We start from the raw sequence: 26,892 nt of genomic DNA, 5'->3' as shown, positions 1-26,892 counted from the left end.
CAACCTCAGGAGTGCGCCGTGAGCGTGGACAACCGAGTGGTGGAACAGCGCACCGGCTGGGCGCCGGTGCGACACTTCGCCGAACGCAGCGTGCTCGGCCTGGCCGTGGTGACCGCGATCGGCCTGACCTTCGGCACCCTACTGCTGCTCGTGCGATTCCACTGGCAGCCGCTGCTCGACCTGGACCGGTCCGTCACCGACGGGCTCAACCGCTGGGCGGCCGACTCCGAGACGGTGGTGGCGGTCCTCCGGCAGATCTCCTCCTTCGGCGGGCGGGGCACCCTGATCCCGCTGGTGACGCTCGTCGTCGTGATGCTGCTGATCCGCCGCCGTCCCCGCCCGGCGCTCTACCTGGTGGTGACCGGCGCCGGTGCGCTGATCATGGACCCGTCGCTGAAGGCGCTGATCGGCCGGCTGCGGCCGGTGGTGGAGGTGCCCGTCGCGTCGGCTCCGGGCAACAGCTTCCCGAGCGGGCACGCGCTCGGCTCGATGGTCGTCTACGGGATGATCGTGCTGGTGTTCCTGCCGGCGATGCGGCGGCGGTGGCGGCCCTGGTTCATCGGTCTGGCGGCCGTGGTGGTCGCGGCGGTCGGGTTCACCCGGGTCGCGCTCGGCGTGCACTTCCTCTCCGACGTGATCGGCGGATGGCTGCTCGGCCTCGCCTGGATCAGCGTCACGGCGTACGCCTTCCGGATCTGGCGCCGCGAAGCGGGTCACCCGGTGCCGTCGCTGAGCGCGGGACTGGAACCGGAAGCCGGACCGGACCTGCGCCCGGCCCCCGCCGAGGGCGCCGTCCTGCCGCACCCCTGGGCCAAGGCGGCCGAGATCCTGGTCGGCTGGGTGTTCGTGTTCGGCCTGCTGTACCTGGTCGGTTACTCGGTGAACCGGTGGGAGCCGTCCTTCGACGACGGTGTGCCGCGCTGGCTGCAGACCTTCCGGACGCCCGGCCTCGACCACCTGAGCTGGCTGGCGAGCAAGGCCGGCGACACGCACGCCATCCTGATCATCTCGCTGTTCTTCTGCCCGCTGGCGCTGGCCCTGTGGCGGCAGTGGCGGCCGATCCTGTTCCTGGCCCTCACCATGATCGGTGAGCTGACCCTCTTCCTCTGCGCGGCGGCCTCGGTCGGCCGTGCGCGGCCGTCGGCCGAGCAGCTCGACGGCCAGATGCCGACGTCGTCGTTCCCGTCCGGGCACATCGCCGCGACCATGTGCCTCTGGGCGGCCATCGCGATCATCGTGATGGCCCGGGTCCGCCAGCCGTGGCGCTGGATCTTCCCGGCGCTCGCCGTGATCATGCCGCTCATCGTGGCGCTGTCCCGCATCTACCGTGGCATGCACCATCCGACCGACTTCCTCGGCGCGACGCTGCTGACCGCCGGCTGGCTGACCGTCCTGTGGTTCACGGTCCGGCCGAACGCGCACGCCGAGACCGTGTCCGAGGCCGCCGACGAGGCCGACCAGGTCACCCACGGCCGGCGCCCGGCGGTGGTCGGATGACCACGCTGCGGCTGATGACCTGGAACATCAAGAACGGCGGCGGCGACCGCCTGCCGGAGATCATCCAGGTCATCCGCGGTGAGCAGCCCGACGTCCTCTGCCTGCAGGAACTGCAACACTTCCAGCGGTACGGCCGGCGGCGGCTCCGCGAGCTGTCCGAGGCAACCGGGATGACCGCCCACCTGGCCCCGTCTGCGCTCGCCCAGCCGGTCGCCGTGCTGGTGCGGCCCCCGCTGCGGATCGTGGGCCGGTCGTCGGTGAGCTGGCGGCTGCACCACGCGGCGGCGGTCGTGCGGGTGGACACCACCGCCGGTCAGCTCACCGTGGTCAGCGCCCATCTCAACCCGTTCTCCCCGTACCGCCGTTACCGTGAGGCCCGCTGGCTGGCGGCCCGGTACGGTTCGGCCCGCCGGATGGTCCTGATCGCCGGGGACATGAACGGCCTCGCCCCGGACGGCGACCACACCCGGGACCTGGACGCCGTGCATTCGCTCTATCGGCAACGCCATCTCGGCCCGGACGGTGAGCCGGACACCCGGGCGATCGCCGCGTTCGGGCAGGCCGGGTTCACCGACCTGTGGCGGCACCTGGGCGAGGGTGACGGGCGGACCGTCCCGACCGGTTTCGCCGGACGCGAGTTCGGCACGATGCGCCTGGACTACCTGCTGGCCAGCGCGCCGCTCGCGGACCGTACGAAGCGCGCCTGGGTGCTCCGCGACGAGACGACGGAGCACGCCTCCGACCACTACCCGGTCCGCGCCGACGTGTCCCTCTGACTCGAGGCCGGGGATCTAGGCTCGGGCCATGACGATCGATTTTCCGTCGCCCACGGTTCCGGCCGCGAACCGGGCCGACGTGTTCACCGGCTACCTGGACTTCTTCCGGGAGAGTCTGCTGGCGAAGACCGCCACCCTTCCCGAGGCCGAGCTCCGCACGAGCCGCCTGCCATCCGGCTGGACACCGCTCGAGCTGGTCAAACACCTGCGGCATGTGGAGCGTCGCTGGATCGAATGGGGCTTCCAGGGCCGGGACGTCGGTGATCCGTGGGCCGACCAGCGGGACGACCGCTGGCACGTCACCGACGAGGAGACCCTGGCGCAGCTCACGGCGGAGTTGCGGGCCCAGGGTGTGCACACCACCGAGGTGATCACCACCAACGACCTGGACGAGGCAGGCCGGCCGGGTGACCGCTGGGAAGGCGCCGACCCGGCCACCCTGGAACGGATCTGCTTCCACCTGGTCCAGGAGTACGCCCGCCATCTCGGGCACCTGGACATCGTCGCCGAACTGGCCGGAGCCGCCACCGGAGAGTGACCCTGCTGTCGCGATGGGCGACAGCCGGTGTCAGCCGGCGACGACGCGGTCGCGGCCGGAGTTCTTGGCGGCGTAGAGGTTGCGGTCGGCAGCGGAGAGCAGCGCGGCCAGGCTGCTGCGCCCCTCCGGCGCCGTGGTGATCCCGATGCTCGTGGTCACCGGGATGGTCCCGGTGATCGGCTCCCAGCCGTGCGCCCGGATCCGCAGCCGCAGCCGTTCGCAGCGGGCCGCCGCCTCCTCCGCGTCCACACTTGGATAGACCAGCAGGAACTCCTCGCCACCCATCCGGGCCGCGATCGCCGACCCCGGAGCGGCGTCCTCAAGCAGTTCGGCGACATGCTGCAGCACGGTGTCGCCGGTGGCGTGCGACAGCGTGTCGTTGATCCGCTTGAAATGATCCAGATCGAGGATCGCCAGCGACACCGGGCGGCGGCGGTCGGCCGCGTCCAGCAGCAGGGCCGGCACCCGCTCGTTGATGTATCGCCGGTTGTAGAGGCCGGTCAGCGCGTCCCGGTGGGCCATCTCGCGGAAGTGCTCGCTGGCCCGGCGTGCCTCGTTGGCCTCGAAGACCGCCTGCAGGGCACTGGCCCGCGCCTCCCGCTGGACCGAGTGCAATGCGGTGGCCTCGGCATGAAAGGCACGATGTTCCTCGTACGCCTCCGCGAACCGCCCGGTCGCCGCGAAGAGGGCGGCCTGCTCCTGCCGGACCCGGGCGCCGATCCGGCCCAGGTTGCGTTCGGCGCACACCTTGCGGGTGCCGTCGAGGATCTCCTGCGCGGCGTCGTACCGGCCGGCCAGCCGCCGGGCCTGGGTCAGGGTGAGCCGGCACTCGGCGACCGCGTCACCCTCGTTGGCGGAGACCAGATCGGCGAGTACCGGCGACAGCAGCTCCTCGACAGCGTCGTACCGGCCGCCCATCAGTTCGACCTGGGCCATGGTGTCGAGTTCGTTGGCGCTGAACCGGTATCCGGTCCGGGCCTGGATCTCACGCATCTGCCCGACCAGCATGCGGGCCTCGGCCTCGTCGCCGATCTCGACGGCGGTGTACGCCATGTTGTTGAGGACCGACGACGTCATCTCGTGGTCGCCGGCCTCGGCGGACAGCGCCAGGGCCTCGTGAGCGCGACGCTTGCCCTCGGCGTGCGCACCGGTGTCGTCCAGCACCATCGCGAGCAACGCCAGGTGCCGCGCCCGCAGGTTGGCCGGCACCTCCTCGGTGAGGAAGGAGACGCTCTGCACGGCGTGGGTCAGCGCGTCGGAGAAGTCACCCACGTGCCGGTAGAAGACCGACAGTTCCCGGTGGGCCCGGGCCAGCAGGTAACGGCTGTCGTGTTGTTCGGCCCAGACGCGGATCCGGTGTGCCATCTGGCCGCCCTCGCCGGTCCGCCCCTGCCGGAGCAGGACGCCGGCCTCGATCAGCATCGCCCGCTGGACCAGTTCCCCGGCACCCAGGTCGGCGGCACGCCTGCGCAGCTCACCGGCGGGTTCCCCGAGGGTACGGAACTGAGACGGTGGCCGTCCCTCGAGCTCTGCCAGAGCGGCTTCGAGCGCACCGAACTCACCGTGCGGTGCGGTAAGGGCACGGCTGGCCGTTTCCGTCGTCACTGTCCCTGCCTTCCTGCGGGTCATGTCTGCGACACGACTCACAACCGCCGTGACGACCTACGGTGCGGTGCCCCGGTAGCCGTCCGGGTCCCGGCGGGTTGCTGAACGGTTGCACCGGTACGGGCGGTCACCGGCGGGTGCAGACCGGAGCAGCGGCGGCGGCTTTCCCTCCGTCGGCGCGGACCGCGACGGTGATGCAGTAGTTGTGCTGTTCGCCGAGGCTGTAGACGACGTAGTCGGTGGCGCCCGCGGGCAGTTCGGCGACGGTGACGGGGGGCCGGTCGGTACGCGCAACGGTGATCAGCACCTTGCCGCGGGCGTCACGCGGGTAGACCCACTGCAGGGACACGCTCGGGCCGTCGTCACGCAGCCGTACGTCCGCGGGTGCCCCCGGATCCGCGGTGGCGGTCAGCGGCTGGGCGCCCTGCGCCGACGGCTGCACCGGTGGTGTCGTCGCGCCGTCCGCCCCGGGCAGAGTCAGGATCACCACCGCGGCCGCTGTCGCGACTCCGCCGGCCAGCACCGTCGCCAGGAGCAGAGGATGCAGGGCTCGGGACCGTTCCGGCCGCTCGGTGGGCACCGGCAGCCGCCGCGAGTTCGGTGGGTCGGTGAGCGTGCCGGCCCGGGCCGTGCCGATCGGCAGCGCCCGGCCGTCCTCGCCGTAGTCGGGTGCCCGGTTGCCGGGCAGCGGCGGCGGCGTGTCGGCGCGGGCGTGCCGGCCGGTCGGGTCGCCGGGCAGCCGGTGCACGTCGCTGAGATAGAGCGGCTGCTGGTAGACGCTGCCGTTGGGGTCGGTGGCCCGGTTGTCCGGCGGCGGCAGGTCGTCGTAGAGATCGTCCGGGCCGACCGGGTAGACGGTGCCGCTCGGGTCGGTGGGCCGGTCGTCGGGCGGCGGCTGGCCGGGTGCGTGGGCCGGGAACGTGGCCGGCCGGGCGCCGGCCCGGTCCGTGACGGTGGGGCGGCGCGGGAACGGGCGGAACGGCTTGTCGCCGGTGGTCTCCCGCCGGCCGCAGGTGTGCCGCCCGGACGGCTTGCCGGCCATCAGCGCGGCCGACTGCCGGGCCAGCGGGTGGTCGGCCGCCAGGTAGCGGGCGCTCAGCTCACTTGCCAGCGCCAGGTGCTCCTGTGCCTCGGTCTCCTGGCCGCACTCGCGTTCCATCGCTCCCAGCCGGGCCAGCATCTTGATGCCCGCCGGGGCGGCGTCGCCGTGCACCCGGCTGTGCCGCCGCCAGGCGCGGGCCAGCCGGGTCCGGGCGGTCGAGCAGTGGCCGGCCGCGTGCTCGGCGGTTGCCAGGTCGGCCTCGGCGGCCAGGACCCGGGGGGAGTCCGGTCCTTCCAGCAGGGCAAGCTCGCCGACCAGGTCGTGGTACACCGACGCGGCCCGGCCGTGCTGGCCGATGCGCTGCAGCACCGCGGCGTGCATCGCGGCCGCCGCGATGGTGCGCGCGTCGCGCTGCCCGTGCAGGCGTTCCTCGGCCGAGTGCGCGAAGGCGGCCCAGAGCCGGGCCGACTCCGGGTCGCCGAGGGCGATCAGGACGCGGGCGTGCAGGGCGGCGGCGACCGCGAGGTCGGGGGTGGCCCGGCGCGGATCGGCGTCGGCGGTTCGCAGCACATCGTCGAGGACGGCCCGGGCACCCGCGAGGTCACCGGACGACGACAGGATCTGCGCCTGGGCGGTCACTTCGGCGAGGGGCGGGGCCATGTATCCCATAGTGCTCAACTCAACACCCTGGGTACAAGTTTCCGGTAGCGAAGTGGACAGGTGTAGAAACACGGTGTGTCCCCGATCGCGACCGTCAAACGTGAACTCCTGGTCCGCCAGCTGCAGGCCTGGGCCGCCGCAGCGCTGCACCGTGCCCGGCGTGCCACCTATGTGCACGGCTACGCCGACGGCGACGGCGGGGAGGGGGCCGAGGCCGCGCTGCGGGTCCTGGCCGACCTGCCCGACCTCGCCCGCGGGCGGGAACTGTCCATGGTGGCGGTCGGCGGCGACGTCACCGAGGTGGGACGGCGGCTCACCACGGCACAACGGGACGCCGGAGCGGCGGCCGGGCTCGCGGTGCTCCCGGTCGGCGGCGGGACGGACGAGCGGCTCCCGGTCGCGCTGAAGGCGGCCGGCGCGTCACGCGTACCGCTGATGGGTTTCCTCGACGCGACGACCGCGGGGAAACCGCCCGCGGTGACCACCGTCGCCGCGATCGCCGCCGGGAAACCGGCGGACGTCCTGCTCGCGCTGCCTCCGGGCAGCCCGGTCGACCCCTATCGGGGTCTGGGATTTCCGCTGCTCACGGCAGCGGAGCTGGCCACCGGGCCGGAGCCCGGCGAGGTGGTGGCCTTCGCCACCACCTCCGCCAAGAGTCTGGAGAGCTTCAAGGAGGCGCTCTGGGCGGTCGACGAGTTCGCCGGGGTACGCCTGCGTGATCCCGCCGATCCCGAACGGCACCTGATCGACATATCGCTGAACCCGCACCCCGGTCCACTGCGGCGTGAACTGCTCGCCCATCTGGCCGGGGTCGGCTCCGCGACGGTGACCGAGTTGCGCACCTTCGCACTCACCGAGACCGTCTACCGGGCCGCCGACGCCACGCGCGTACTGCACGCGCTGATCGACGCCGGAGCCGTGCACCGCGAGCCCGCACACGGCCGGCTCGGGGGCGACGTCGTCATCTCGTCATGAGCGCGACTTGTTCTGCTTCCAGGACAGCGGGCCGGGCAGGTCGACGCGGTGCGCGCGGGTCTTGGAGTTCCACGACCAGCGGCCGATCTTGAGGCTCCAGGACGAGTAGCCGTTCTCAGTGAAGTTCAGGACCAGCGGCCCGATCTTCTTCCGGCTGCGGTAGACGATGCCCATCGGAACTTCTCCCATCTACGTTTCGATGATCGGAGATTGCCCGATGGGGTCAATTCACAAACGTCAGCGCGGTTGCCAGGCGTCCGGGCGGGTGGTCAGCTTGCGCACGTGGGCCGGCATCCGTCCGGAGATCAGCTCGGCGAGGCTCACCTCGTCGACCACCTCGCGAACCGCGGCGCGCACCGCCACCCACAGATTCGGCAGGTTCTCCGCCGCACCCGTGTACTGGGTCTCCTCCGGACGGAGACCGCGCACACCGGCCAGTGGACCGTCGACGGCTCGCAGGATCTGACCGATCGTCACATCTCGTGGCGGGTGCGACAGCGTGTAACCGCCCTCGGCGCCGCGTTGCGCGCGCACCACACCGGCACGACGCAGGTCGGCGAGCACCGCCTCGAGGAACTTCCGAGGCATGTCTTGGTCTTGGGCAATGGCCTGAGCGGACATCAGTGCGGGGTAGGCCTGCGCCAAACTGAGGGAGGCCCGGACCGCATAGTCGCCGCGCGCGGAGATCTGCACCTGACTATCATGCCCCGCCCGCGCACGCCGGATGCACATACCCCAGGGAGTTGTGGGAATTAGGTCAGTCCGACGGGTGTCGCTGCCCTGGGATGCCGGCCGGAATGCCGGTCGTGAATCTGGCTCTGAACTGCCCCGGGCTCAGGCCCGTCTCCCGGTGGAAGAAGCGGCCGAAGTTCGTCGGCTCGCCGAATCCCAGCACCCGCCCCACCTCGGCCACCGACAGCGACGTCGCGGCGAGCAGGCGGCGCGCCTGCAGTGCCACCCGGTCGTCGACGACCTGCTTGGCGGTACGGCCGGTCAGCGCGAGGCTGGCCCGGGTCAAGGTGCGGACCGAGCAACCCAGTTCGCCCGCGTAGTCCTCGACCCGCCGGGTGTGCGGATAGCCCTCCTCGAGGCGGCGCTGGAACCGCTCGAAGGTCCGCCCCTCGACCTGACCGATCGGGTCCACGGGCGGCTCGATCGTACGGATCCGCAGCAGCACCGCGGCCAGCTGATGCCGCAGCAGGGCCGCGGTGACCGGACCCGGCTCGGCTTCGGAGTCCGCGGCCAGATGGGTGAGGGCGTCCCGGAAGACCTGTGGATCAGGTGTGGTCAGTGGGACCCTCGCCGGTCCGGTGGGGTCGTCCGGCACCAGGCCGGGCAGATCGTCCGGGCCGAACAGGCCGGGCCGGAAGACGACCGTGACGGTGTCGTCCGGTGGCTCGCCGAACCGCACCGCCTGCCCCGGACGGATCCAGAGCAGCGTGCCCGGCCCGCATACGTGTTCGTCGAAGTCGACCTCGGCGAACAGCGGTCCGGAGGCGGTGAGGACGAGAGCGTGAACGCTCAGCAGGCCGGTGGCGGCTCCCGCGGCCACCGGCAGGGCGCAGCCGATGATCCCCGACCAGTCCGGTGGAAGACGGGTCGGTGTCGGCTCGGTGTGTTGAATGAGTGCTGACATCGCGCCTGACGGTAGTCGTCGATTGACGCCTGCGCATCCACTAGCGCACCGACTGAGGTAAATGTCCGAATTCCTGCTCGGTATTCGCTATACGTCCGATTCCGATTTCTTTTCGGAGATCGATTATTTTTCGGGATAAAGGGCGACCCGCGCGGACCGGCAGTGTCCGCGCGGGTCGCCCCCACTCGCTGATGTGCTCCTGTGGTTATCGACCGGCCAGCAGCCGGTTGACCGCCGCGTCGACGTCCAGATGGTCGGACTCCCGGCCGCGGGGCACCACCACATAGGTGCGCCGCAGGAAGCGGACCAGGACGCTGCGCGGCACCTCGAACAGCGCGTTCCCGTCAGGTGACGACAGGGCCAGTGCGACGAAGTCCCCGCGCGGTGTGGCCCACGGCCACACCCGGACATCGCCGATCCCGGCCGGCTCGTCGAGCCCGGTCACGAGTAGTTCCCGCGCGAAGGACCAGCTCACGGCTTCCCCACCGGCTGATTCTGCGTGGAACAAAACGTGGACCGCATACGGGTCGGCTGGGTCGTAACGGAGACTGGCGCGTACCGGCAGTGCCGTCGCGTCAGGCGCTACGAGCCGCAGCGAGGTTTCGACCTCGACGGTCGTTGGACGAATGGTACTCATGGACGAACTCCCCCCGGCACCGCTGCGAGGCTGGTGAACCCCGCGGTTCCCATACTCAGGTGATCCTTGTAGTTACGCTCCGCCATACGCTGATCTCACCCAGTAGTGGGAAGGGGGTTCGGAAAACCCTTCCGCACAGGACGCGAAGCGATATCTTGTCCTGTTCTGCCCATGTACTCGGTTGTGCCCGGCGTCAGTGGTCCAGCAGTTGACTTACTCCGGTAACGTCCATTCCTCCCGGGTAGTGACGGGGCCCCCGGACACTGGGGGATGAAATGGGCCCAAAAACGGACGGCGGGGTTCTCAGACGTGCGTGTGCTTGACCGTATCCGGTCCAACTCGACCGGCAGGGTCGCTCTCAAGATCGGCGTGGGCATCCTCGGTGGCGTGGTCGTCGCGATCGGGCTCCTGCTGCTGGTCTTCCCCGGGCCGGGCTGGCCGATCATCTTCGCCGGCCTTGCCATCTGGGCCATCGAATTCGCCTGGGCCAAGCACCTGCTGACCTACGCGAAACGCCATGTCACCAACTGGACCCACTGGGTCGGACGGCAGAGCCTGCTGGTCCGCGGCGTGATCGCCGTACTCAGCATGGTCTTCCTGACCGCCCTGGTCTGGGTTTCCGTCAAGGTCAGCTTCGACGTCGACCTGCTCCAGGTGGCCCTCGATCTGGTCGACAAGTGGTGACCCCTGGTTCGCGGCCACCGGCCGGCGTCTAGTAGAGTTCCTTCTCGTTGAGGGCGATTAGCTCAGCGGGAGAGCGCTCCGTTCACACCGGAGAGGTCACTGGTTCGATCCCAGTATCGCCCACAAGTATTTTTAGCTGCGAAAACGCTCGGTCTTGTGATCCACAAGGCCGGGCGTTTTGTCATGCGGGAGCAGATGGGGAGCAGTGCCTTGACTCCCGAAGGGACTTCCTTCGAGGGAGCTCGCTGACCCGGGTTGTCGGACGGCGTTCAACCGCGCTGAAGGGCTTTCAAGGTCGTCATGCGGCGGTGACCCACTCCTGTCGTTGCTCCCGTGACCACAACCTGGTTTGCGAAGTGGCCAGGTGCCGTGCCGGGTAGCGCCGTAAGCAGTCCGACGGCGGGCGGTCAACAGCATTGCGCGGGCTTGACTCGCCCGCGGTGAATTACCGCTGGGAATCTCCGCGCAGCCTGTCAGGACGGGCGCGACGCACTGACACAGCACTCACGACCATCGGCATTGTGGTGATGCCGATGTAGGCCTGCCCGGAGTCCGCCGCCTCTCGGCCTCGGTGCTCACCCGAGCCGGGCGGCTCGGCCTCGACGGCCACGGTCTCCAGGCGTTGATGGACCCACGTAGGCCGTACCCCTGAGCCCGTTGCGGGATCGGGCCGGGCAGGTGCCGATCGGGCGCCCGCATGCGCGGGCGCCCGTGACGGCGTGATGATCACCTTCTGCCGGCCGCTACCTCATGTTCGCGACGACGAACGGGCCGTGGCCGCGTAGGTAGTTGTTCCAGCCTCCGGTCACCGGGGCGCCCGGTGACAGCAGGTTTGTGGTGTCCGTACCGACATCGAGTTTCCAGGCGGTCCAGGAGATGCCGTTGGACCTCATCCAGTCGATCCAGGCCTGCGCCTCGGTCTGGCAGACGACGCCGTCGAGGCCACCGTCGGCATGGCTGGCACCCCACTCGGTGACGAACAACGCCAGTCCGGCCCGGATGGCGGCGTCGCCCTTGGCCCGCAGCGAGGCGCCATGGGTGCACGAGTAGAAGTGCAGTGTGTACATCAGGTTCGTGCCGGACAGCGGACTGCTCGCCGCCACGTCGACGTCCTGTGACCAGGTCGGGTTGCCGAGGACGATGATGTTGTCCGGGTCGTTCTGGCGGATCGCGGTCACGACGGCCTGGTGGTACGGCTTGATGACGTTGGTCCAGCTGACCTGCAGCGGTTCGTTGTACGGCTCCCAGATGACGTTGGGCAGGTGGCCGTACCGCCTGGCCAGGTCGGTGAAGAACGCGACCGATTGGGCCCGGTGGTTCTCCGCGACGTGGTCGTGCCAGTCGACGATCACGTACACGCCGGCGGTGACCGCGTTGTTGATGATCGTCTCGACCTGGGCGCGGGCCTTGGACGGGTTGCTCAGGTAGGCACCGTCCGGTTCGACGCCCATGGCCGCGCGGATGACCTGCAGGTTCCAGTTGTCACGCATCCAGGTCAGCGCCGACAGGTTCTCCGCGTACGGCTGGGTCTCCCAGTTGAGCCACATGCTGCTGATGCCGCGCAGCTGCACCCGGGTGTTGTTCTTGTCGCACATGTTCGTGCCGCAGACCTTGAGCTGCCCGTGCCGGGCCACCGGGGTGGTTCCGGACGGCGTCGACGGGCTCGTGCTCGGCGAGCCGCTCGGGGTGCCGCCGCCCGTGCAGGAGCCGCCGTCCACCGTACAGTTGGCCGGTCTTCCGCTGCCGTTGACAATGAACCCGAAGGTCGTCGACGCACCCGCGGCGAGCGTGCCGTTCCAGCTGACGTTGGTGAAGGTGTGGCGGTTGCCCGAGACGGACGCCTGGGCGTTCCAGGAACTGCTGACGGTGGATCCGGACGGCAGGTCGAACTGCACCCGCCAGGAGGAGACCGTCGCCGCGCTGTTGTTGGTGACGGTGTACCGGCCCTCGTAGCCGCCGCCCCAGCTGTTGACGACGGTGAACTGCGCGGTCGACGCGCTTGCCGGGAGGGCGGTGAGGATCAGGGTGGCGACGAGGGCACCGGCCGCCGCGAGCGCGGCGACGAGTCTCGACTTCTTCATCGGTTTCCGCTTCGTGTCGGAGATGGGGGAGTGTCAGGCGGCGGAGCAGGAGGGGGTGGCCGTGGGTCCGGTGCCCGTGCCCTGGAAGCCGAACTCGGTATAACCACCGGCCGGGACCTGGCCGTTGTAGCTGACGTTGCGGAACGTGACCTGGCCACTGGTGCCGGTGCTGGTGGCGTTCCAGGTGCTGGTCACCGCACCACCGGACGGCACGGTCACGCCGACGCTCCAGCCGTTGAGCGCTGCTGAACCGGCGGTCACCCGGATGGTGGCGGTGTAGCCGCCGCTCCACGAGTTCAGCGTCACCCGCGCGCTGCATCCGCCGGGAAGCGGCGGCTGCGAGGAGGAGGACGGCGAGACCGAGGGCGAGCCGGGGGTCGTCGGGCCGCCCGCGTTCAGGGCGTTGAGCACGGAGGTGTACGCGGCCTTCTTGTTGCCGTTGCCGTCGAACAGCAGCGGGTTCGCGCCGGTACGCCAGGACTCGGGGTCACGGAGGCCCCAGACGGTGATGCCGGTGCAGCGCGCCACGGCCATGCAGGCGCGGGTCACTGAACCGTAGATGTTCGCCTGGTTGCCGCCCTGCTGGACGTCGAGCTCGGTGATCTGGACGTCGACGCCGAGGTCGGCGAAGCGCTGGATGTTCTGCTGGTAGGTGGAATCCAGTGTCGTGCCCAGGTGGGACTGCAGGCCGACGCAGTCGATCGGCACACCGCGGGACTTGAAGTCGCGGACCATGTTGTAGATGCCGGTGGACTTCGCGTTGATGCCGTCGGTGTTGTAGTCGTTGTAGCAGAGCTTGGCGCCCGGGTCGGCGGCCCTTGCGGCGCGGAAGGCGGCTTCGATCCAGTCGTTGCCGGTGCGCTGCAGGTTGGAGTCGCGGCGGCCGCCGCTGCCGCCGTCGGCGAACGCCTCGTTAACCACGTCCCATGAGTGGATCTTTCCGCGGAAGTGGGTGGCGACCTGGGTGACGTGGTTGATCGCGGCGTTGCGCAGGGCGCTGCCGGACATGCCCTGCGCCCAGGACGGCTGCTGGGCGTGCCAGAGCAGGGTGTGGCCGCGTACGGTCATGCCCCGGCTCTGGGCGTGGCTGACGAGCCGGTCGCCGTTGGTGAAATTGAAGCGGCCCTGCTGCGGTTCGGTGGCGTCCCACTTCATGTCGTTCTCGGCGACGATCGAGTTGAACTCACGGTTGAGGATCGTCATGTAGTTCGTGTCGGAGAGCCGGAACGCACTGGTGGCGACGCCGAAGTAGCGGCCGGTCTGTGCGGCCGAGGCACCGAGTGTGGTGGCTGCCGCGGCGGAGCCGGTCACGGCGACGCCGGCAGCGACGAGGACCGTGGCCAGGGTTCCGGAGAACAGGGCGAATCGGCCGTTCCTGGGGATGCGCATGGTGAACGGGACCTTTCCGGGGTTATCGGCGGAGGGTGAGCAGACCGGGACGGTAGGGCAGCAGACCGTAGTCGCCGCCGGAGCTGGGGGATCGTCCCTGGTAGAGCAGCTGCAGGTTGCAGGGGTCGACGGTCATCGTCTGGTCGGCGCTGGTCCGCAGCAGTTCGCCGTGACTGATGTCGTTGGTCCAGGTGGCGCCGCTGTTGGCCTTGCCGGCGAACGGGTTGTTATAGGTCGCCGCGTCAGGCGTCCAGGTGCCGCTCAAGCTGGTCGCCGTGAACGAGCGGAAGTAGCGCTCCCAGGAGCTGGTCCTGGCTTCGACGATCATCAGATACTGGTTGCGGCCCTGCACCTTGTAGACCTGCGGCGCCTCGAACAGGTTCTCCGAGGTGTCGCTCATGATCGTCGTGTAGTTGGAGCCGAAGCTGCCCGGGAAGTTCCCGATCGGCATGATCTGGCGGTAGATCCTGCCGTTGTCGCCGGCGAAGAACAGGTACATGTTGTGGTCGTCGCCGATGATCGTTTGGTCGATCACGCCGGTGCTGGAGTCGGTGATCTTCGCGGTCGACAGGGTCTGCGGGGCCGACCAGCCGTTGACGTTGGCCGGGTTGGTCGACGTGCGGTACGAGAACGACGTCGGACCCCACTGGTGGGCGAGGATCCAGATGTTCTTCGGCGCGAAGTAGAACAGCGACGGCGCGACGGCGTTCTGGCTCATGGTGTTCTGACCGGCCGAGCCGAGCTGGTTGAGGTTGTCGACGAGACTGAAGTTCATCGAACCCCAGCCACCGGTGGCGCTGCTGCTGTGGGTGGTGGCGTACACCAGCTGCTTGCCCTGGTAGGGAGCGATGGTGAAGTCCTTGAGGGAAGCCCAGCCGGACTTCGGCTGCGCCAGCGGGCCGGTCGACGACCAGCGGTAGGACGACGGCAGCGTGCACGACGTCGGCGGGGGCGAGGACGACGGCGGTGTGGACGGTGACGGCGGTGTCGACGGTGTGGTGCCGCCGGTGCAGGCGACCCCGTTGAGGGTGAACCCGGCCGGCGGCGGGTTGCTGCCGGTCTGCGAGCCGTTGAACCCGAACGAGACGCTGCCGTTGGTGGCGATCGCCGCGTTGTAGCTGACGTTGCGGGCCGTCACGTCGGCGCCGGACTGGGTGAGTGTCGTGTTCCAAGCCTGGGTCACCTGCTGGCCGGCAGTGTAGGACCAGGTCAGCGTCCACCCGTTGATGGCGTCGCCGAGGTTGGTGATGGTCACGGCGGCGCCGAAGCCACCGCCCCACTCCGACGGGACCGCGTAGTTCACCGCGCATCCGGCGGCCGCGGAGGCGGGCAGCGTCACCGCGGCTGCTGCCGAGCCGGCCAGCAGGACGCCACTGACAGCGGCGGCTCTGAATTTGCGCATGCTTTTCTCCTGACGGGGACAACGGCCGGCTGACCTTGGGGACAGATCGCTGGGGGGATTGCACAGCCGCTGACCGCAGGCTACGGGAGCGCTCCCATTTATTTCAAGGAATCATTGTGTGCGACCGACCGGCGCCTCCCGCCATAACACTTTTCCAACGCGCGTTTCTTCAGCACCACTGCCATTGATGCATTGGGAGCGCTCCCGTAGCCTGCCGGAAAACAACTGTTTGCGATAAAGACATTGATCACTGTGCACGTATCCCCCGTCATCCCCTCAGGAGAGAACCTTGATGTCGAGAAGAGCCCGGGCCGGCCTGGTGTCGGCCGGTGCCGCCGTGCTGGCCTCATCGGCGGTCGTCGTGGCCATGCCGGCCGATGCCGCGGTGACCGGCTGCACGGTGAAATACACCGTTTCGTCGCAGTGGCAGGGCGGTTTCAACGCCGACGTGTCCATCACCAACCTGGGTGATCCCCTGTCGAGCTGGACCCTGACCTGGTCGTTCGGTGCCGGGCAGACCGTCACGCAGGCGTGGAGCGCCACCCTGACGCAGAGCGGTGCGGCGGCAACGGCGAAGAACGTGAGTTACAACGGCGCCGTCGCGACCAACGGCACGGTGTCGTTCGGCTTCAACGGCTCGTGGAACGGCAGTAACCCCGTACCGGCGAGCTTCGCCCTCAACGGCGAGAGGTGCACCGGCGAAACCGGTCCCACCTCTCCCTCAGCCAGCCCATCCACCTCACCCTCGGCCCCGGGCGGCACCTGCACCCTGCCGTCGAGCTACCGCTGGTCGTCGACGGGCCCGCTGGCCGAACCCCGATCGGGGTGGCTGTCGCTGAAGGACTTCACCAGCGTCGTCCACAATGGCAAGCACCTGGTCTACGCCTCGAACGTCTCGGGCTCCGGGTACGGCTCGATGAACTTCACCCCGTTCACCAACTGGTCCGACATGGCAACGGCCGGGCAGAATGCGATGAGCCAGGGCACCGTGGCGCCCACCCTGTTCTACTTCGCGCCGAAGAACATCTGGATCCTGGCGTACCAGTGGGGTCCGACCTCGTTCAGCTACAAGACCTCGACCGACCCCACCAACGCCAACGGCTGGTCCTCGGCACAGACCCTGTCGACGGCCTCCATCGCCGACGCCCCGTACGGCGTGATCGACCAGACGGTGATCGGTGACGGCCAGAACATGTACCTGTTCTTCGCCGGTGACAACGGCCGGATCTACCGGCAGAGCATGCCGATCGGCAACTTCCCGGGTAGCTTCGGCTCCTCGTACACCCAGATCATGAGTGACACCAGGGAGAACCTGTTCGAGGGTGTCGAGGTCTACAAGGTCGCCGGCCAGAACCAGTACCTGATGCTGGTCGAGGCGATCGGCAGCCAGGGACGCTACTTCCGTTCGTTCACCGCCACCAGCCTCGGCGGCACCTGGACCCCGAACGCCGCCACCGAGAGCAACCCGTTCGCCGGCAAGGCCAACGCCGGCGCCACCTGGACCAACGACATCAGCCACGGCGACCTGGTCCGCAGTAATCCGGACCAGACCAAGACCGTCGACCCGTGCAACCTGCAGCTGCTCTACCAAGGCAAGAATCCCAGCGCGAACGTTCCCTACGACCAGCTGCCCTGGCGGCCGGCCCTGCTGACCAAGCAGCGCTGATGACCCGCCGCGCCCGCAACTCGCTGATCACCGCCGTCGTCTCGGTCACCGCGGCCGTCCTGGCGCTCGGCGCGGCGCCGGCCCAGGCTGCCGTCGGCGGATCGGGACCGTACCCGGCCGACTACGAGACCTCGTCCAGCCTCCCCAACCACACCATCTACCGGCCGCAGAACCTGCCTGCCGAGCGGCTGCCCGTCTTCGTCTGGGGCGACGGCGGCTGCTCGGGCAACGGCCTGTCGCAGCAGAACTTCCTGCGCGAGATCGCCTCACACGGCTTCCTGGCGGTCGCCAACGGCGCCCCGAACGGGTCCGGCTCCACGACGGCCCAGCAGCTCACCCAGTCCATCGACTGGGCCGTCGCGGAGAACTCCCGGCCGGGCGGCAATTACTACGGCAGGCTCGACACGACCCGTATCGCGGCAGGCGGCTTCTCCTGCGGCGGGCTGGAGGCGTACGCCGTCGCCAATGACCCGCGGGTCACCACGACCACCATCTTCAGTAGCGGCCTGCTCAACGACGCCAACGACTACCAGCTCAGGAGGCTGACCAGACCGATCGCCTACTTCATCGGCGGGCCCAGCGACATCGCATACCCGAATGCGATGGACGACTGGGGCAAGCTGCCGGCCACCCTGCCCGCTTTCATGGGCAACCTGAACGTCGGTCACGGTGGCACCTACGACCAGGTCAACGGCGGCGAGTTCGCCCGGGTGGCGGTCCTCTACCTCAAGTGGCGGCTCAAGGGCGACACCACCGCGGGCGGCAACTTCGTCGGCGCGAACTGTGGCCTGTGTGGCACATCGTGGCAGGTCCGGCAGAAGAACCTGACCCTCGACGGCGGCACACCGACGGACCCACCACCGTCGGCCTGCTCCGCGGCGTACTCGGTGCAGGATCAGTGGAACGGCGGCTTCGTCGCCTCGGTCACCGTGACAGCCCGCGCCGCCGCGGTGAACGGCTGGCGGGTCGCCCTGGGCCTGCCGGGCGGGGCGTCGATCAGTTCCCTCTGGAACGCCGTCGCCACCGGCACCAGCGGCGCCGTCACCGTGACGAACCAGAGCTACAACGGCCGGCTGTCACCCGGCCAGAGCGCCACTTTCGGCTTCCAGGGAACCGGGACCGGCGGCGGCGCCACGGTCACCTGCACCACGAGCTGAGCCCGGGACCCGGGGGCGTCCCTCCTGGACGCCCCCGGGTCCCGACCTGCTGTGACCGGACGGATCTGCTGTGGGCGAGCCGCACCGGATCGGCATCGTCAGCGCCGACTGTGACACCGGCCATCGGCTGGTGATCCCGCAGGAGCGCCGAAATCCGGTCCCGGCCCGCAAGACTTGCCGGCGTGATTATCGACCGGCCACGGCTGATCAGAGTCACCACGGTGTGCGGTCCGTGCCCGGCCGCCGAGGTGTGGGACCGCTACGTCCGGCCAGAGCGCCGGCCGCAATTGTCCCCGCAGATCCGGTCGGTGACCGGTCGAGATGGCCACCCTCATCGTCGCCAGCCTTGCGGCCACCCTGCTCCGGTCCGGAACCCGTAACGGAGCCGGTCATCGATCGGCATCGGCGGCCGGGCCGGTGCGCGGCGCCCTGGATGCCCGGTCCGTGACATCACGGATCTTCGATGCTCGCCATGCATAGACCAACTTCACTGCGCCCTCTAATGTGATCCGCAATAACGCATCACGGGGGATAACTTGATAACACGATCACGCCTTGCTGCCCTGCTGGCGTTGGTGCTGGCGGGCCAGCTCATACCGATGCTTCCGGTCGGTGCCGCGCCGTCCCGGAGTGCGCCTGAGCCACCCCGGCCCGCCGCCGCGGCGATCGCGGCCGCCGCCACACCTGTCGGGCAACTGGTGCCCGCTTCCGGGCAGTTCTATCCCGTCCGGCCGGTCGTCGCCTCGGCCGACGTGGCGCTGACGGCTAACACGCCCAAGGAGGTGAAGCTGGTCGGCATCGGTGAGGTGCCGAATACCGAGTACCTCAGTGTGCTCGCTCAGGTGCGGGTCTCCGGGCACACCGCCACAGGCAACGTGCGGGTGTATCCGCCGGGCGACACGAGCGGGTCGGTGATGCTGCTCAACTACGCCAACGGTAAGAACGCCTCCACCATGGACGAGCTGCCGACCTCGACCGGCGGCAAGCTGACCTTCGTCGCCAGCACGGCGGTGAAGCTGCGCATCGTCGTGGTGGGCTGGTACTCCGGTTACGAGCCGCTGTCGGCCACCGCGGGCGCCACCTACCTGCCGCTGGCACCGACGCGGGTACTCAACGCCGTCCGGCTGACCGCGGGCGCCACCACCGTCGTCCCGATCGCGGGCGCCAACGGGGTGGGTGCAGCGGCCGACGTGGCGGCGGTCAACGTGGTGGTGGCCGAGACGTCCGCCGCGGCAGCCGGGTACGTGCAGGCCTACCCGACCGGTACCACTGTCGCGGAGACCACTGCCGCGCTGTATTACGCGACCGGTGAGCAGCGCTCCCAGGCCCACGTCATCCCGGTCGGCGCGGACGGCAGCATAACCGTGAAGAGCTCGGCCGCCAGCAACGTAACCGTCTACGTGCAGGGCTACTACCAGAAACCGACCGGGCGGCTCGCCGGTGCGACCTTCCAGGAGTCGTACCGTTCGTATGTTCACAGCGCCGCCTATACCGCCGGCGCCACCAAAACGGCGACCGCGGCCCTCGGCGGGAACCCGGCGAGCGATGTGGTCGCGGTGGCCGGGCGGATCTCGGCGATCAACACCGCGGCCGCCGGCTCGGTGACGACCTGGCCGAGCGGTACCGCGCCGGTCGACGCCAGTCTGCTGTACAACACCTCCACGCGGTCTCATCGCCGTCCGAAGCGGTGCAGCCGGTTCCCGCGTCGGTGCCCCTGAAGCCCTCGCCGGGCCCGATCGTGCGGCTCAACGGCCGCATCGATGTCCAGTGGACCGCGCCCGCGGACGGCGGCTCGGTGATCACCGGGTACACCGTCACCGTTCAGCCCGGTGGGCGGACCATCGCGGTGCCCGGCGACACGACGGTCACCAGTATCACCGGGCTGGCCAATGGCACGGCGTACACGATCGGCGTGACCGCAACCAACGCCGCGGGAACCAGTGAGCCGACGACGTTCGCGGCGACCACCCCGGTCGCGACCCGTGCGCCGGCGGCACCCACCGACGTCCGTGCCGCCGTCACCGAGCAGGGCAAGGTGCGGGTGGACTGGACGCCACCTCAGGACTTCGGCACCAGCACGGTCACCAGCTACACGGTGAGGGCGACGCCGGGCACGGTAACCGCCACGACCACCGGGACCAGCGCGGTACTGACGGGGCTGACGGCGACCACGAACTACACCTTCGCGGTGACGGCCACCAACGCCGCCGGCACCGGCGTTGCGAGCACGGCGACCCAGCCGGTGCTGCCCAAGCTGGCCTTCAAGGACGCGTTCACGGTGTTCACCACCGAGCAGGCGGCGCAGATCCGCACCGTCCACCAGGACGGCACGCTGATCTTCGACGGGGACGACGCGCCGGCCTACGCCGGTGATCTGATCGTGGTGCCACCGACGCCGGTGGCCGAGCGCGGCATGCTGCGCCGGGTCACCGACGTGAGCACGTCCGGCGGTCTCACGGCGTTGTCCACCGTGGAGGCCGGTCTTGACGAGATCTACACCGACGGCTCGCTCGCGCTCAACTCGGTGCTCGACACCTCCGACGTGCAGAGCTTCGTGCCGCTCGTACCCGGAGTACGGCTACGCGAGCCGACCCTGAAAGGCAAGACGCTCCGCGCCGGCGCTGCGGCGGCGTCCGCCGCGCCGAGTGTCGGTTTGCGGGACGGCACGCTGGTCGTCGAGCTGGCGTACGACATCGGCAGCAACGTCGAGGGCGGCGGCGGGAAGGCGGAAACCCAGTTCGAGCTGACCCCGAAGGGCTCAGCCGACGTCGACATCACCAGTTCCGGCATCAACACCAAGTTCCGGCTCACCGCAGCCACCCGGATCGAGACCCGGTTCAAGATGGGCGCACTCGGCGAGTACGACAAGGAGTGGACCATCGGGAAGATCAAGGGCCGCTGCTTCAACGTGCAACTCGGGCCGGTCCCGGTGATCATCTGCCTGGAGTTCGACGTCAAGATCCGGTTCGAGGTGGACGGGTCGGTCGGCGTGACCTTGGCCGCCGATTACAAACGGGAGTTCGGCGCCGAGCTCACCACGAAGAACACCACCGTCACCGCCACGAAGATCGACGACGGTGGCTCGGGCCAGTCGGACCTGCGGCTGTACGGCGACGCGCAAGCCAAGCTGCTGCTCCCGGTCGAGTGCACGCTGTACTTCTACGGCGCCGCCGGTCCGGGCATCGTGGCGCGCCCCTACCTGCACGTCAAAGCCGACACCACCCAGAATCCGTGGTGGGAGGTCCGGGCGGGGGCCGAGCTCGGCGCGTTCGTCAAGTCTAAGCGCTTCTTCGGCAAAGAGATCGACTGGCGAAACGATCACCTGCTCAACACCTTCTACACGCTGAAGAACTCGGGTGGGCCCTTCATCGGCCTCAAGGTGACACCGGCCAGATCGAAGGTCCAGGTCAACACCCCCCTGGATTTCGACGTGTCGGTCACCGGCTATCCCCTCGACACTCAGGTTCAATGGCGGGTGGTCGAGGGTCCGGGCACGATCGACAGTGACGGCCGGTTCACCTCGGATCGCAACGGGGTGGCCACCGTCGAGGCGTTCAGCCCGGCCGACATCTTCCATCCCGACCTGCGGGCCCGGGGCAGCGTCGTCGTCGGCGGCGGCCCACCGGGCGCTCCGGCGGGCGTGACGGCCACAGCCGGACCGCTGTCCGCCACCGTCACGTGGACCGCGGCCGGGGACGACGGCGGTCACCCGGTGAACGGGTACGTGCTCACCACGTTCCCGCCCACGGCCACCACCCGGGTCGAGGGCTCGGCCACCACGGTGCGGGTGCGCGGGCTGGCGCCGGATGTCTCGTACCTGATCTATGTCCGTGCCACCAACGATCGTGGTGCTGGGCCACCGGCGGTGTCCAACGCCGTCGTGCCGGGCGAGAGCCCGGTTCGGATCGGCTACCGCACCGACGTGGCGGTCGACGAGCTGGGTAAGCCCGACGCTCGAAGCATGGCCGGTGTGCACGGCGTCGCCGTCTCGGGCAACGGCCGGTTCGCCTTCTTCCTCGTGGAGGCACAGAGCAATCTGGCGCCACCGGAGATCGCGACGGCCGGTAGCGCGGTGCAGTACCTGGTGCGCAAGGACCTCACCACCGGTGAGATCGTGCTGGCCTCCCGGGCGCTGGACGGCCGCACCCCGGTAACGGCCGGTGGCTTCGTCCGGATGCCGGGGAGCACGAGCGCGCTGCCACCCGGCTTTGCCAGCAACGCCGACGGCTCGGTGGTGGCCTACTCGACCGGCACCGGATTCGGGTCGCTGTACGTGCACAACATCGATACCAAGGCCACCTGGAACGCCACTGCCGGCCTGGCCGCCGACAACTACCCAGGTGCGCCTCGGCTCAGCGACGACGGCACGGTTGTGGCCTTCGCGTACGGCGACATCACCGCGCACCTGTATCGCCGGGTCGCCGGCGGCCCCGCCCAGCAGATCGACAACTGCTTCCTGCAGTCGTCCTGCACCGCCGGTGCTCGCCAGGTCGGTTGGTTCTCACTCTCCGGCTCGGGTACCCGAATCGCCTACGAGGACGCCGCTGTGGTCAGCGGCGTGGCGCAGCGCCACGCCCTGCTCTGGGACGCGTCCACCGGGATTACCACCGACCTGACCCCCACCCCCCGGGCCAAGGAGGAGTCGTGGCGCCCGGTCCTGTCCGGCGACGGTGCGAAGATCACCTTCAGCTACAACGATCCCGGCTCCACTGCCGCGAAGAAGTCCGGAATCGTGATCAAGCCGGTGGGCAGCGCACGAGTCGGGGTGACCGATATCGTCCTGCCTGCACCGGCCGGAATGCAGGTGGCCCCGAACGAGCTCTCGGCCGATGGCACGACGCTGTCCTACTCTCAGGGCAGCGAGCTCGAGGTGGGCTATGTCTACAGTGCCGCACTCGGCATGTCGGCCAAGCTCGGTCGCCCGGCCGATGATTTCGGCTTCTACGACTTGAGTTTCGACCTCACCTCGGACGGCCGTATGCTGCTGTGGAGCGCGTCATACGCCTGCGACGACGACTGTGGGGGCGGGGTTTGGGCCCAGTACTTCAACTAGCGGAACGGGTCTCACCCACCCGTTCGCCCCGGCCGGGCTTCCACGCCGGCCGGGGCGGTGCCGCCTTGCCCTTCCCGACGGCCGGGCCACGTTGAACAAACCCGCCTCCTGGCTGGCAGTGATCGTCCTGGTGCTGGTCTGCGGCGGTCTGGTCTGGATGCCACCGTCCACCTACCAGGCGCGACTGTTCGGCCAGTCCGGCACGATGGTCATCGCCGTGTGCAACCCCGCGACCTCCGGCGCCCAGCGGGTCCAGTGGACCTGCGCCGGCGACTTCACCCCGGACGACGACCAGCCCGTACGGCAGGTGACCTTCGAATCCACGACCGAATACCCCGCCGGTTCCGAGGTGCAAGCCGACGCGACGAGCACCACCGCCACCGAGGTCCAACCCCGCACCACCGGCCTGAACACCCTGCTCCTGTGCCCACTGCTGATCATCGCGGTGATCGCCGTGGGAGCGCTCCGAGCGTGGTCGACCCGGCGACGCTGACGCCGTTTGCCACGTCAGGTGACCGGACCAAAGCCTGGACGAGTAAGTCCTCGGCCCACGGTGAAACGCTCGGATCCGGCGTGCGACCACTGACCTCAGTTAGGACTTGACCGTCTAGGGCGCCGGGAGCAGCGCGGCTCCTGCCGACGAGCAGATTCGAGCAGCTCAACGTCCGTTTGCGTCGGCACCTGGCGCTGAAACTCTCAGCGCGGCATCGTCTGTCCCGACCGGCATTTCACCCGCGACCGCATGATGTCACGCAACTCGGGCCCGAGCTCATGACCGGATGCCGCGACGGCTTCACCCCTGGCGGGTGACGAATCATGAACCGTTCTCCGGCAGTCTGGATTGCAGAACGAACTGCACCTGAGCTGGCTCTCTGGTCCGTTCGCACCTCATTCGAAGGCGGTTCCGTCAGTGGCGAAGAAAAGCAAGAAGGGCAAGGGGGAAGACAAGTCCAAGAAGAAGTAGCAGTACGTCGTCCGTCACGGTGTGGGTGTCCGGCCGGCCATCGTGCCGGCCGGGCGCGAACAACCGCGGCTGAGTCACAAGACCCCCCTCTGGAACGGTAGGCCCGGTGCCACCAGAAACACCTGTGAGCTGGCCTGTCGAGCAGTGGCTGCAGCCAGCGTCCGACTGGTTCACCACCGCTGATCTACTGGGCGACGCGCTGGTGCCCGCGTGGGCGGACTGGTGCGCGTTGCACGTGCGTCCGTCGTCGACGCTTTACGCGCAGGTTTAGCAGTTTCACTGACTGACCTGGGTCTGACGCAGCCAGTTGACGGTGAGCTGTTGGAAATGGGGACGTTGCGCCACCGTGATACCGAGCGTGAGCCGGTGGTCCGGCAGTGGGCTGCCGAAATGCCAGTACGCACGGGCGACGCCTGCGGTGCCGGGCGAGTGACGGCCACGGGGATCACCTCGCTATCTGCCGCACGTCGGGCCGGCCATGCTGAATGCCACGGCGGCGACCGCGCAGCAGAAGGCTCAATTCGAAGGGCTGGGTATCACCAGTTCCATTGTGGTGCCGCTTTACACCTCGGCTGGCGCCCTGCTGGGCGCTATGACACTGCTGCGTGAACTCGACGGTCGAGAACCGTTCACGGCAAGCGACGTGCAAGCTGCCGAGCGGCTCGCCCGGTCGGCGGCCGAAGCGCTCGACGCTTCCCGCATCGCAACCATCACCGCTGAACCCATGCCGCCTGACCTCGGACAGCGCACCGCTACCTGGCGACCACCACACTCCCTGGACGCCACTGTCAGTACGGAAGGCCGCAACTGGGCCAGGCGCATCCTGCCCGAACTGCTCACCCGGCCACCACGGCGCGAGTTGTACGAAGACATGGATCTCGTGCTCCCGGAGCTGCTCACCAACGCGGTGCGGCACGGGGGAGGACTACGCGAGGCGCAATTGTCCAACACCGGTGACCATCTACGCCTCGTGGCCGCTGACAATGACCCACGCGGGCCCGCCGTCCGGACGCGGCGCGGCCGTCGTGGTGATCGTCCACGACACGACCAGCGCCACACGGCCCAAACTGTGACTGCTCGACCTAATCATCCCCGTGTCCGGCTCGGTAGGCGGACAATACAGGTTGATGTTATTGCTCCCTGGAGCACACTCGAGACCTGGGCGCGATGCGGTGGTAGAGGGGGCGACATGCACCGTGCTGGCCGTGCGGGGACCCTATCCGCTCAGTTGAGTCTTGACCTGGTTCTGGGCACCGCGCTGGAGGCGTTCATCGCCATCGACCAAGATGAACGTGTCACCTATTGGAACCCTGCTGCGGAAGTCACGTTCGGCTACACCGCGCGTGAGGCCATAGGTCGGCCGGTCTCCGAGTTGATCATCCCGGCGTCTCATCGTGAAGCGCACCGAAGCGGGGTGGCCCGGCTGGTGACTGGAGGGGAGGGCCGGCGACTGGGGCAGCGATTACGACTGCCGGCGTGTCATCGGGACGGCCACCGGCTGCACATCGAGTTGACCTTCGCGCCGGTCAACACCGACGACGGGTTGCAGTTCTACGCCTTCGCCCACGACATCACCGATCAGTATCGAGCGGAACGTTTCCGGGGCTGTGAACTGGCGGTCAGTAATGCCCTGTCGCAAGTGCCGGATACCGGCCAGGCGGCTGCTGCGGTGCTGCAAGCTATTGCCAGCAGCTTGCAATGGCCGTACGCAGAGATGTGGATGCCTGCTGAGCATGGGCAGGCGTTTCACTGTGTGGCCCGATGGAGCGACCTAGGACGGGACTTCACCGCTTTTCAGGTGGACCGCTACCCCGAAGGGGTGGGGTCGCTGTGGTTGGTGGCCGAGACCGGTGAACCGCTGTGGATCTCGGACCTGGCCAACTGGGCCCGCACGCCCCGTAGCGCCATAGCGGCCGAGGTAGGCCTGCACGTCACCCTCCTCGTGCCCGTCCGCAGCGGAGCGCGAACGCTCGGCGTCCTGGCCTTCTTCGGCGAAGAAATCGAAGATCCGAAGGACATCCTCGTTTCTTTGCTGACCGGCATCGCCGCGCAAGTTGGGCAGTATCTGGAACGCCGGCGGGCCGAAGAACTCGAAGTCGAGCTGGCCCGCACGAAAGAACACTTCGTCGCCCTGGTCACCCATGAGTTACGAAACCCGCTGGCCGCGGTCCTTGGCTACGGGAACCTCATGCGCGGCGACGAGCGACTGAACACGGATCATCACGAAGACGTGGAGGGCATCTGCCGCAACGCCGAACGGATGTCCACACTGATAGACGACCTGCTCGACCACCAGCAACTGTCATCGGGGCAGTTCGCGCTACATCCAGAGATTCTCGACCTGTGCGACATCGTCGATGAAGCCCTCGATGCCATACGTGTCGCAGCCGACGCCAAAGATCAGACCATCACCGCCATGCTGAGCGCGCGAGCGCTCGTCGACGGCGACCCGGGCCGCTTACGGCAGGTCGTCGACAATCTGCTCAGCAACGCCGTGAAGTACACCCCGAACGGCGGTCGGATAACCGTGCACCTGGCCGTGCACGACGAGTACGTCAGCTGCGCGATCACCGACACCGGCATCGGTATCCCTCCTGCCGAGAAGCGCCGGATCTTCACCCCGTTCTACCGAGCCACCACCGCCCTGGCCTCCGACAGCCCCGGCACCGGGCTCGGTCTATCGGTCACCAAAGCGCTCATCGATCACCACCACGGCACCGTCGACTACACCAGCGACGGTATCCACGGCACCACCTTCACCGTGACCCTGCCGAGGGCGTCCGGCCTTTCGAGCCTCCGCTAGATTCCGGCGGTGCCCGGGGGCCAGTGCGCGCAGTACGCCGGCGACATGCAGGACCCCACAGACGCGCAGGCCGGGTCGAACCAGGCGCGCAGCGCCCGGTAGGTGCGTCCCCTCAGGTCGGGCAGGGTCAACGTGTAGGGACCGGTGGCGGCCGGCCACGGACCCGGCCGGACCTCTTGCTGGCCGACAAGGCGTACACCTTCAAGGCCAACCGGGCCCACCTGCGATCCGCGGGATCCGGGTGTGCATCCCGCAAGGCCGACCAGGACCCGCACCGCAAGGCCAAAGGGTCGAAAGGTGGGCGCCGCCATCAACCTATGGCTCCGC

21 protein-coding genes, 1 tRNA gene and 1 pseudogene are annotated in these 26,892 nt (G+C 68.9%); 14 read left to right on the top strand and 9 right to left on the bottom strand.

Features of this window, described 5'->3' with window-relative positions:
* Positions 1 to 18: 18 nt before the first annotated feature.
* The 3 genes from AB0G04_RS36615 to AB0G04_RS36605 are packed head-to-tail and all read left to right on the top strand — an operon-like array spanning position 19 to position 2,811.
* Positions 19 to 1,497, top strand: coding sequence for a phosphatase PAP2 family protein (locus tag AB0G04_RS36615; protein WP_360992692.1), 1,479 nt, complete (start codon positions 19 to 21; stop codon positions 1,495 to 1,497).
* Positions 1,494 to 2,273 carry an endonuclease/exonuclease/phosphatase family protein gene (locus AB0G04_RS36610; protein WP_360992689.1) on the top strand — a complete coding sequence of 260 codons (780 nt, stop codon included), beginning with the start codon at positions 1,494 to 1,496 and terminating at the stop codon, positions 2,271 to 2,273. The genes AB0G04_RS36615 and AB0G04_RS36610 overlap by 4 nt, the downstream gene beginning before the upstream one ends.
* A 28-nt stretch (positions 2,274 to 2,301) precedes the next feature.
* Positions 2,302 to 2,811, top strand: coding sequence for a DinB family protein (locus AB0G04_RS36605; RefSeq protein WP_360992686.1), 510 nt, complete (start codon positions 2,302 to 2,304; stop codon positions 2,809 to 2,811).
* A gap of 30 nt (positions 2,812 to 2,841) precedes the next feature.
* Here AB0G04_RS36605 and AB0G04_RS36600 read toward each other — a convergent pair whose 3' ends face one another.
* Both AB0G04_RS36600 and AB0G04_RS36595 read right to left on the bottom strand, forming a co-directional pair.
* Entirely contained in the window at positions 2,842 to 4,416 is a 1,575-nt protein-coding gene (locus tag AB0G04_RS36600; protein WP_360992683.1) for a GGDEF domain-containing protein, read from the bottom strand.
* A 127-nt stretch (positions 4,417 to 4,543) separates the two neighbouring features.
* The gene (locus tag AB0G04_RS36595; protein ID WP_360992680.1) at positions 4,544 to 6,118 is read right to left on the bottom strand and encodes a fibronectin type III domain-containing protein; all 1,575 of its coding nucleotides are present in this window, start codon (positions 6,116 to 6,118) and stop codon (positions 4,544 to 4,546) included.
* A 75-nt stretch (positions 6,119 to 6,193) separates the two neighbouring features.
* Here AB0G04_RS36595 and AB0G04_RS36590 point away from each other — a divergent pair, with 75 nt between their 5' ends.
* Entirely contained in the window at positions 6,194 to 7,093 is a 900-nt protein-coding gene (locus tag AB0G04_RS36590; RefSeq protein ID WP_360992677.1) for a hypothetical protein, read from the top strand.
* On the opposite strand, the gene AB0G04_RS36585 is transcribed toward AB0G04_RS36590, so the two are convergent.
* The 4 genes from AB0G04_RS36585 to AB0G04_RS36570 all read right to left on the bottom strand — a co-directional run bounded on the left by AB0G04_RS36585 (position 7,088) and on the right by AB0G04_RS36570 (position 9,366).
* The gene (locus AB0G04_RS36585) at positions 7,088 to 7,267 is read right to left on the bottom strand and encodes a DUF4236 domain-containing protein (protein ID WP_360992806.1); all 180 of its coding nucleotides are present in this window, start codon (positions 7,265 to 7,267) and stop codon (positions 7,088 to 7,090) included. The two genes, AB0G04_RS36590 and AB0G04_RS36585, sit on opposite strands and share 6 nt — an antisense overlap.
* Positions 7,268 to 7,330: 63 nt before the next feature.
* Positions 7,331 to 7,825 (bottom strand): Rrf2 family transcriptional regulator, encoded by a 495-nt coding sequence (locus tag AB0G04_RS36580; RefSeq protein ID WP_360992674.1) that lies wholly within the window; start codon positions 7,823 to 7,825, stop codon positions 7,331 to 7,333.
* Between the two features lie 25 nt (positions 7,826 to 7,850).
* Positions 7,851 to 8,729, bottom strand: coding sequence for an AraC family transcriptional regulator (locus AB0G04_RS36575; RefSeq protein ID WP_360992671.1), 879 nt, complete (start codon positions 8,727 to 8,729; stop codon positions 7,851 to 7,853).
* A gap of 205 nt (positions 8,730 to 8,934) precedes the next feature.
* Entirely contained in the window at positions 8,935 to 9,366 is a 432-nt protein-coding gene (locus AB0G04_RS36570) for an SsgA family sporulation/cell division regulator (protein ID WP_014446635.1), read from the bottom strand.
* Positions 9,367 to 9,675: 309 nt separating this feature from the next.
* Between AB0G04_RS36570 and AB0G04_RS36565 the strand changes: the two genes are divergently transcribed.
* Both AB0G04_RS36565 and AB0G04_RS36560 read left to right on the top strand, forming a co-directional pair.
* Complete coding sequence (locus tag AB0G04_RS36565; protein WP_360992668.1) at positions 9,676 to 10,050, top strand: TIGR02611 family protein; 375 nt, start codon at positions 9,676 to 9,678, stop codon at positions 10,048 to 10,050.
* Between the two features lie 51 nt (positions 10,051 to 10,101).
* Positions 10,102 to 10,173 (top strand) — tRNA-Val (locus AB0G04_RS36560).
* A 620-nt stretch (positions 10,174 to 10,793) separates the two neighbouring features.
* Here AB0G04_RS36560 and AB0G04_RS36555 read toward each other — a convergent pair.
* From AB0G04_RS36555 to AB0G04_RS36545, 3 genes are read right to left on the bottom strand one after another with little or no spacing between them, the layout of a single operon-like run.
* Positions 10,794 to 12,131, bottom strand: coding sequence for a cellulase family glycosylhydrolase (locus tag AB0G04_RS36555; protein WP_360992664.1), 1,338 nt, complete (start codon positions 12,129 to 12,131; stop codon positions 10,794 to 10,796).
* 33 nt (positions 12,132 to 12,164) lie between these two features.
* Positions 12,165 to 13,520 carry an endo-1,4-beta-xylanase gene (locus AB0G04_RS36550; RefSeq protein WP_360992661.1) on the bottom strand — a complete coding sequence of 452 codons (1,356 nt, stop codon included), beginning with the start codon at positions 13,518 to 13,520 and terminating at the stop codon, positions 12,165 to 12,167.
* Between the two features lie 22 nt (positions 13,521 to 13,542).
* Positions 13,543 to 14,922: a non-reducing end alpha-L-arabinofuranosidase family hydrolase gene (locus tag AB0G04_RS36545; RefSeq protein ID WP_360992658.1), complete on the bottom strand. Its 1,380-nt coding sequence runs from the start codon at positions 14,920 to 14,922 to the stop codon at positions 13,543 to 13,545.
* 292 nt (positions 14,923 to 15,214) lie between these two features.
* On the opposite strand from AB0G04_RS36545, the gene AB0G04_RS36540 reads away from it, so the two are divergent.
* The 8 genes and pseudogenes from AB0G04_RS36540 to AB0G04_RS36505 form a co-directional block, all read left to right on the top strand.
* Complete coding sequence (locus AB0G04_RS36540; protein WP_360992655.1) at positions 15,215 to 16,588, top strand: non-reducing end alpha-L-arabinofuranosidase family hydrolase; 1,374 nt, start codon at positions 15,215 to 15,217, stop codon at positions 16,586 to 16,588.
* Positions 16,588 to 17,745: a cellulose binding domain-containing protein gene (locus tag AB0G04_RS36535; RefSeq protein WP_360992652.1), complete on the top strand. Its 1,158-nt coding sequence runs from the start codon at positions 16,588 to 16,590 to the stop codon at positions 17,743 to 17,745. Before AB0G04_RS36540 ends, AB0G04_RS36535 begins: the two co-directional genes overlap by 1 nt.
* A gap of 536 nt (positions 17,746 to 18,281) precedes the next feature.
* Positions 18,282 to 19,463 (top strand): hypothetical protein, encoded by a 1,182-nt coding sequence (locus AB0G04_RS36530; protein ID WP_360992649.1) that lies wholly within the window; start codon positions 18,282 to 18,284, stop codon positions 19,461 to 19,463.
* Positions 19,454 to 22,798 (top strand): fibronectin type III domain-containing protein, encoded by a 3,345-nt coding sequence (locus AB0G04_RS36525; RefSeq protein ID WP_360992646.1) that lies wholly within the window; start codon positions 19,454 to 19,456, stop codon positions 22,796 to 22,798. The genes AB0G04_RS36530 and AB0G04_RS36525 overlap by 10 nt, the downstream gene beginning before the upstream one ends.
* A gap of 91 nt (positions 22,799 to 22,889) precedes the next feature.
* Positions 22,890 to 23,291 carry a hypothetical protein gene (locus tag AB0G04_RS36520; protein WP_360992643.1) on the top strand — a complete coding sequence of 134 codons (402 nt, stop codon included), beginning with the start codon at positions 22,890 to 22,892 and terminating at the stop codon, positions 23,289 to 23,291.
* A 595-nt stretch (positions 23,292 to 23,886) separates the two neighbouring features.
* Positions 23,887 to 24,033, top strand: a complete 147-nt coding sequence (locus tag AB0G04_RS36515; protein WP_360992640.1) for a hypothetical protein — start codon at positions 23,887 to 23,889, stop codon at positions 24,031 to 24,033.
* Between the two features lie 207 nt (positions 24,034 to 24,240).
* Complete coding sequence (locus AB0G04_RS36510) at positions 24,241 to 26,565, top strand: PAS domain-containing sensor histidine kinase (protein WP_360992637.1); 2,325 nt, start codon at positions 24,241 to 24,243, stop codon at positions 26,563 to 26,565.
* A 143-nt stretch (positions 26,566 to 26,708) separates the two neighbouring features.
* Positions 26,709 to 26,870 (top strand): annotated as a pseudogene (locus AB0G04_RS36505) (IS5/IS1182 family transposase); the annotation flags it as partial.
* Between the last annotated feature and the right edge of the window lie 22 nt (positions 26,871 to 26,892).

Origin of the sequence: Actinoplanes sp. NPDC023801, from assembly GCF_040639655.1 — a bacterium.
GTDB lineage: Bacteria > Actinomycetota > Actinomycetes > Mycobacteriales > Micromonosporaceae > Actinoplanes.
The sequence above is the reverse complement of the archived record's forward strand: the minus strand, read 5'-3'. Positions and strand labels throughout refer to the sequence as shown.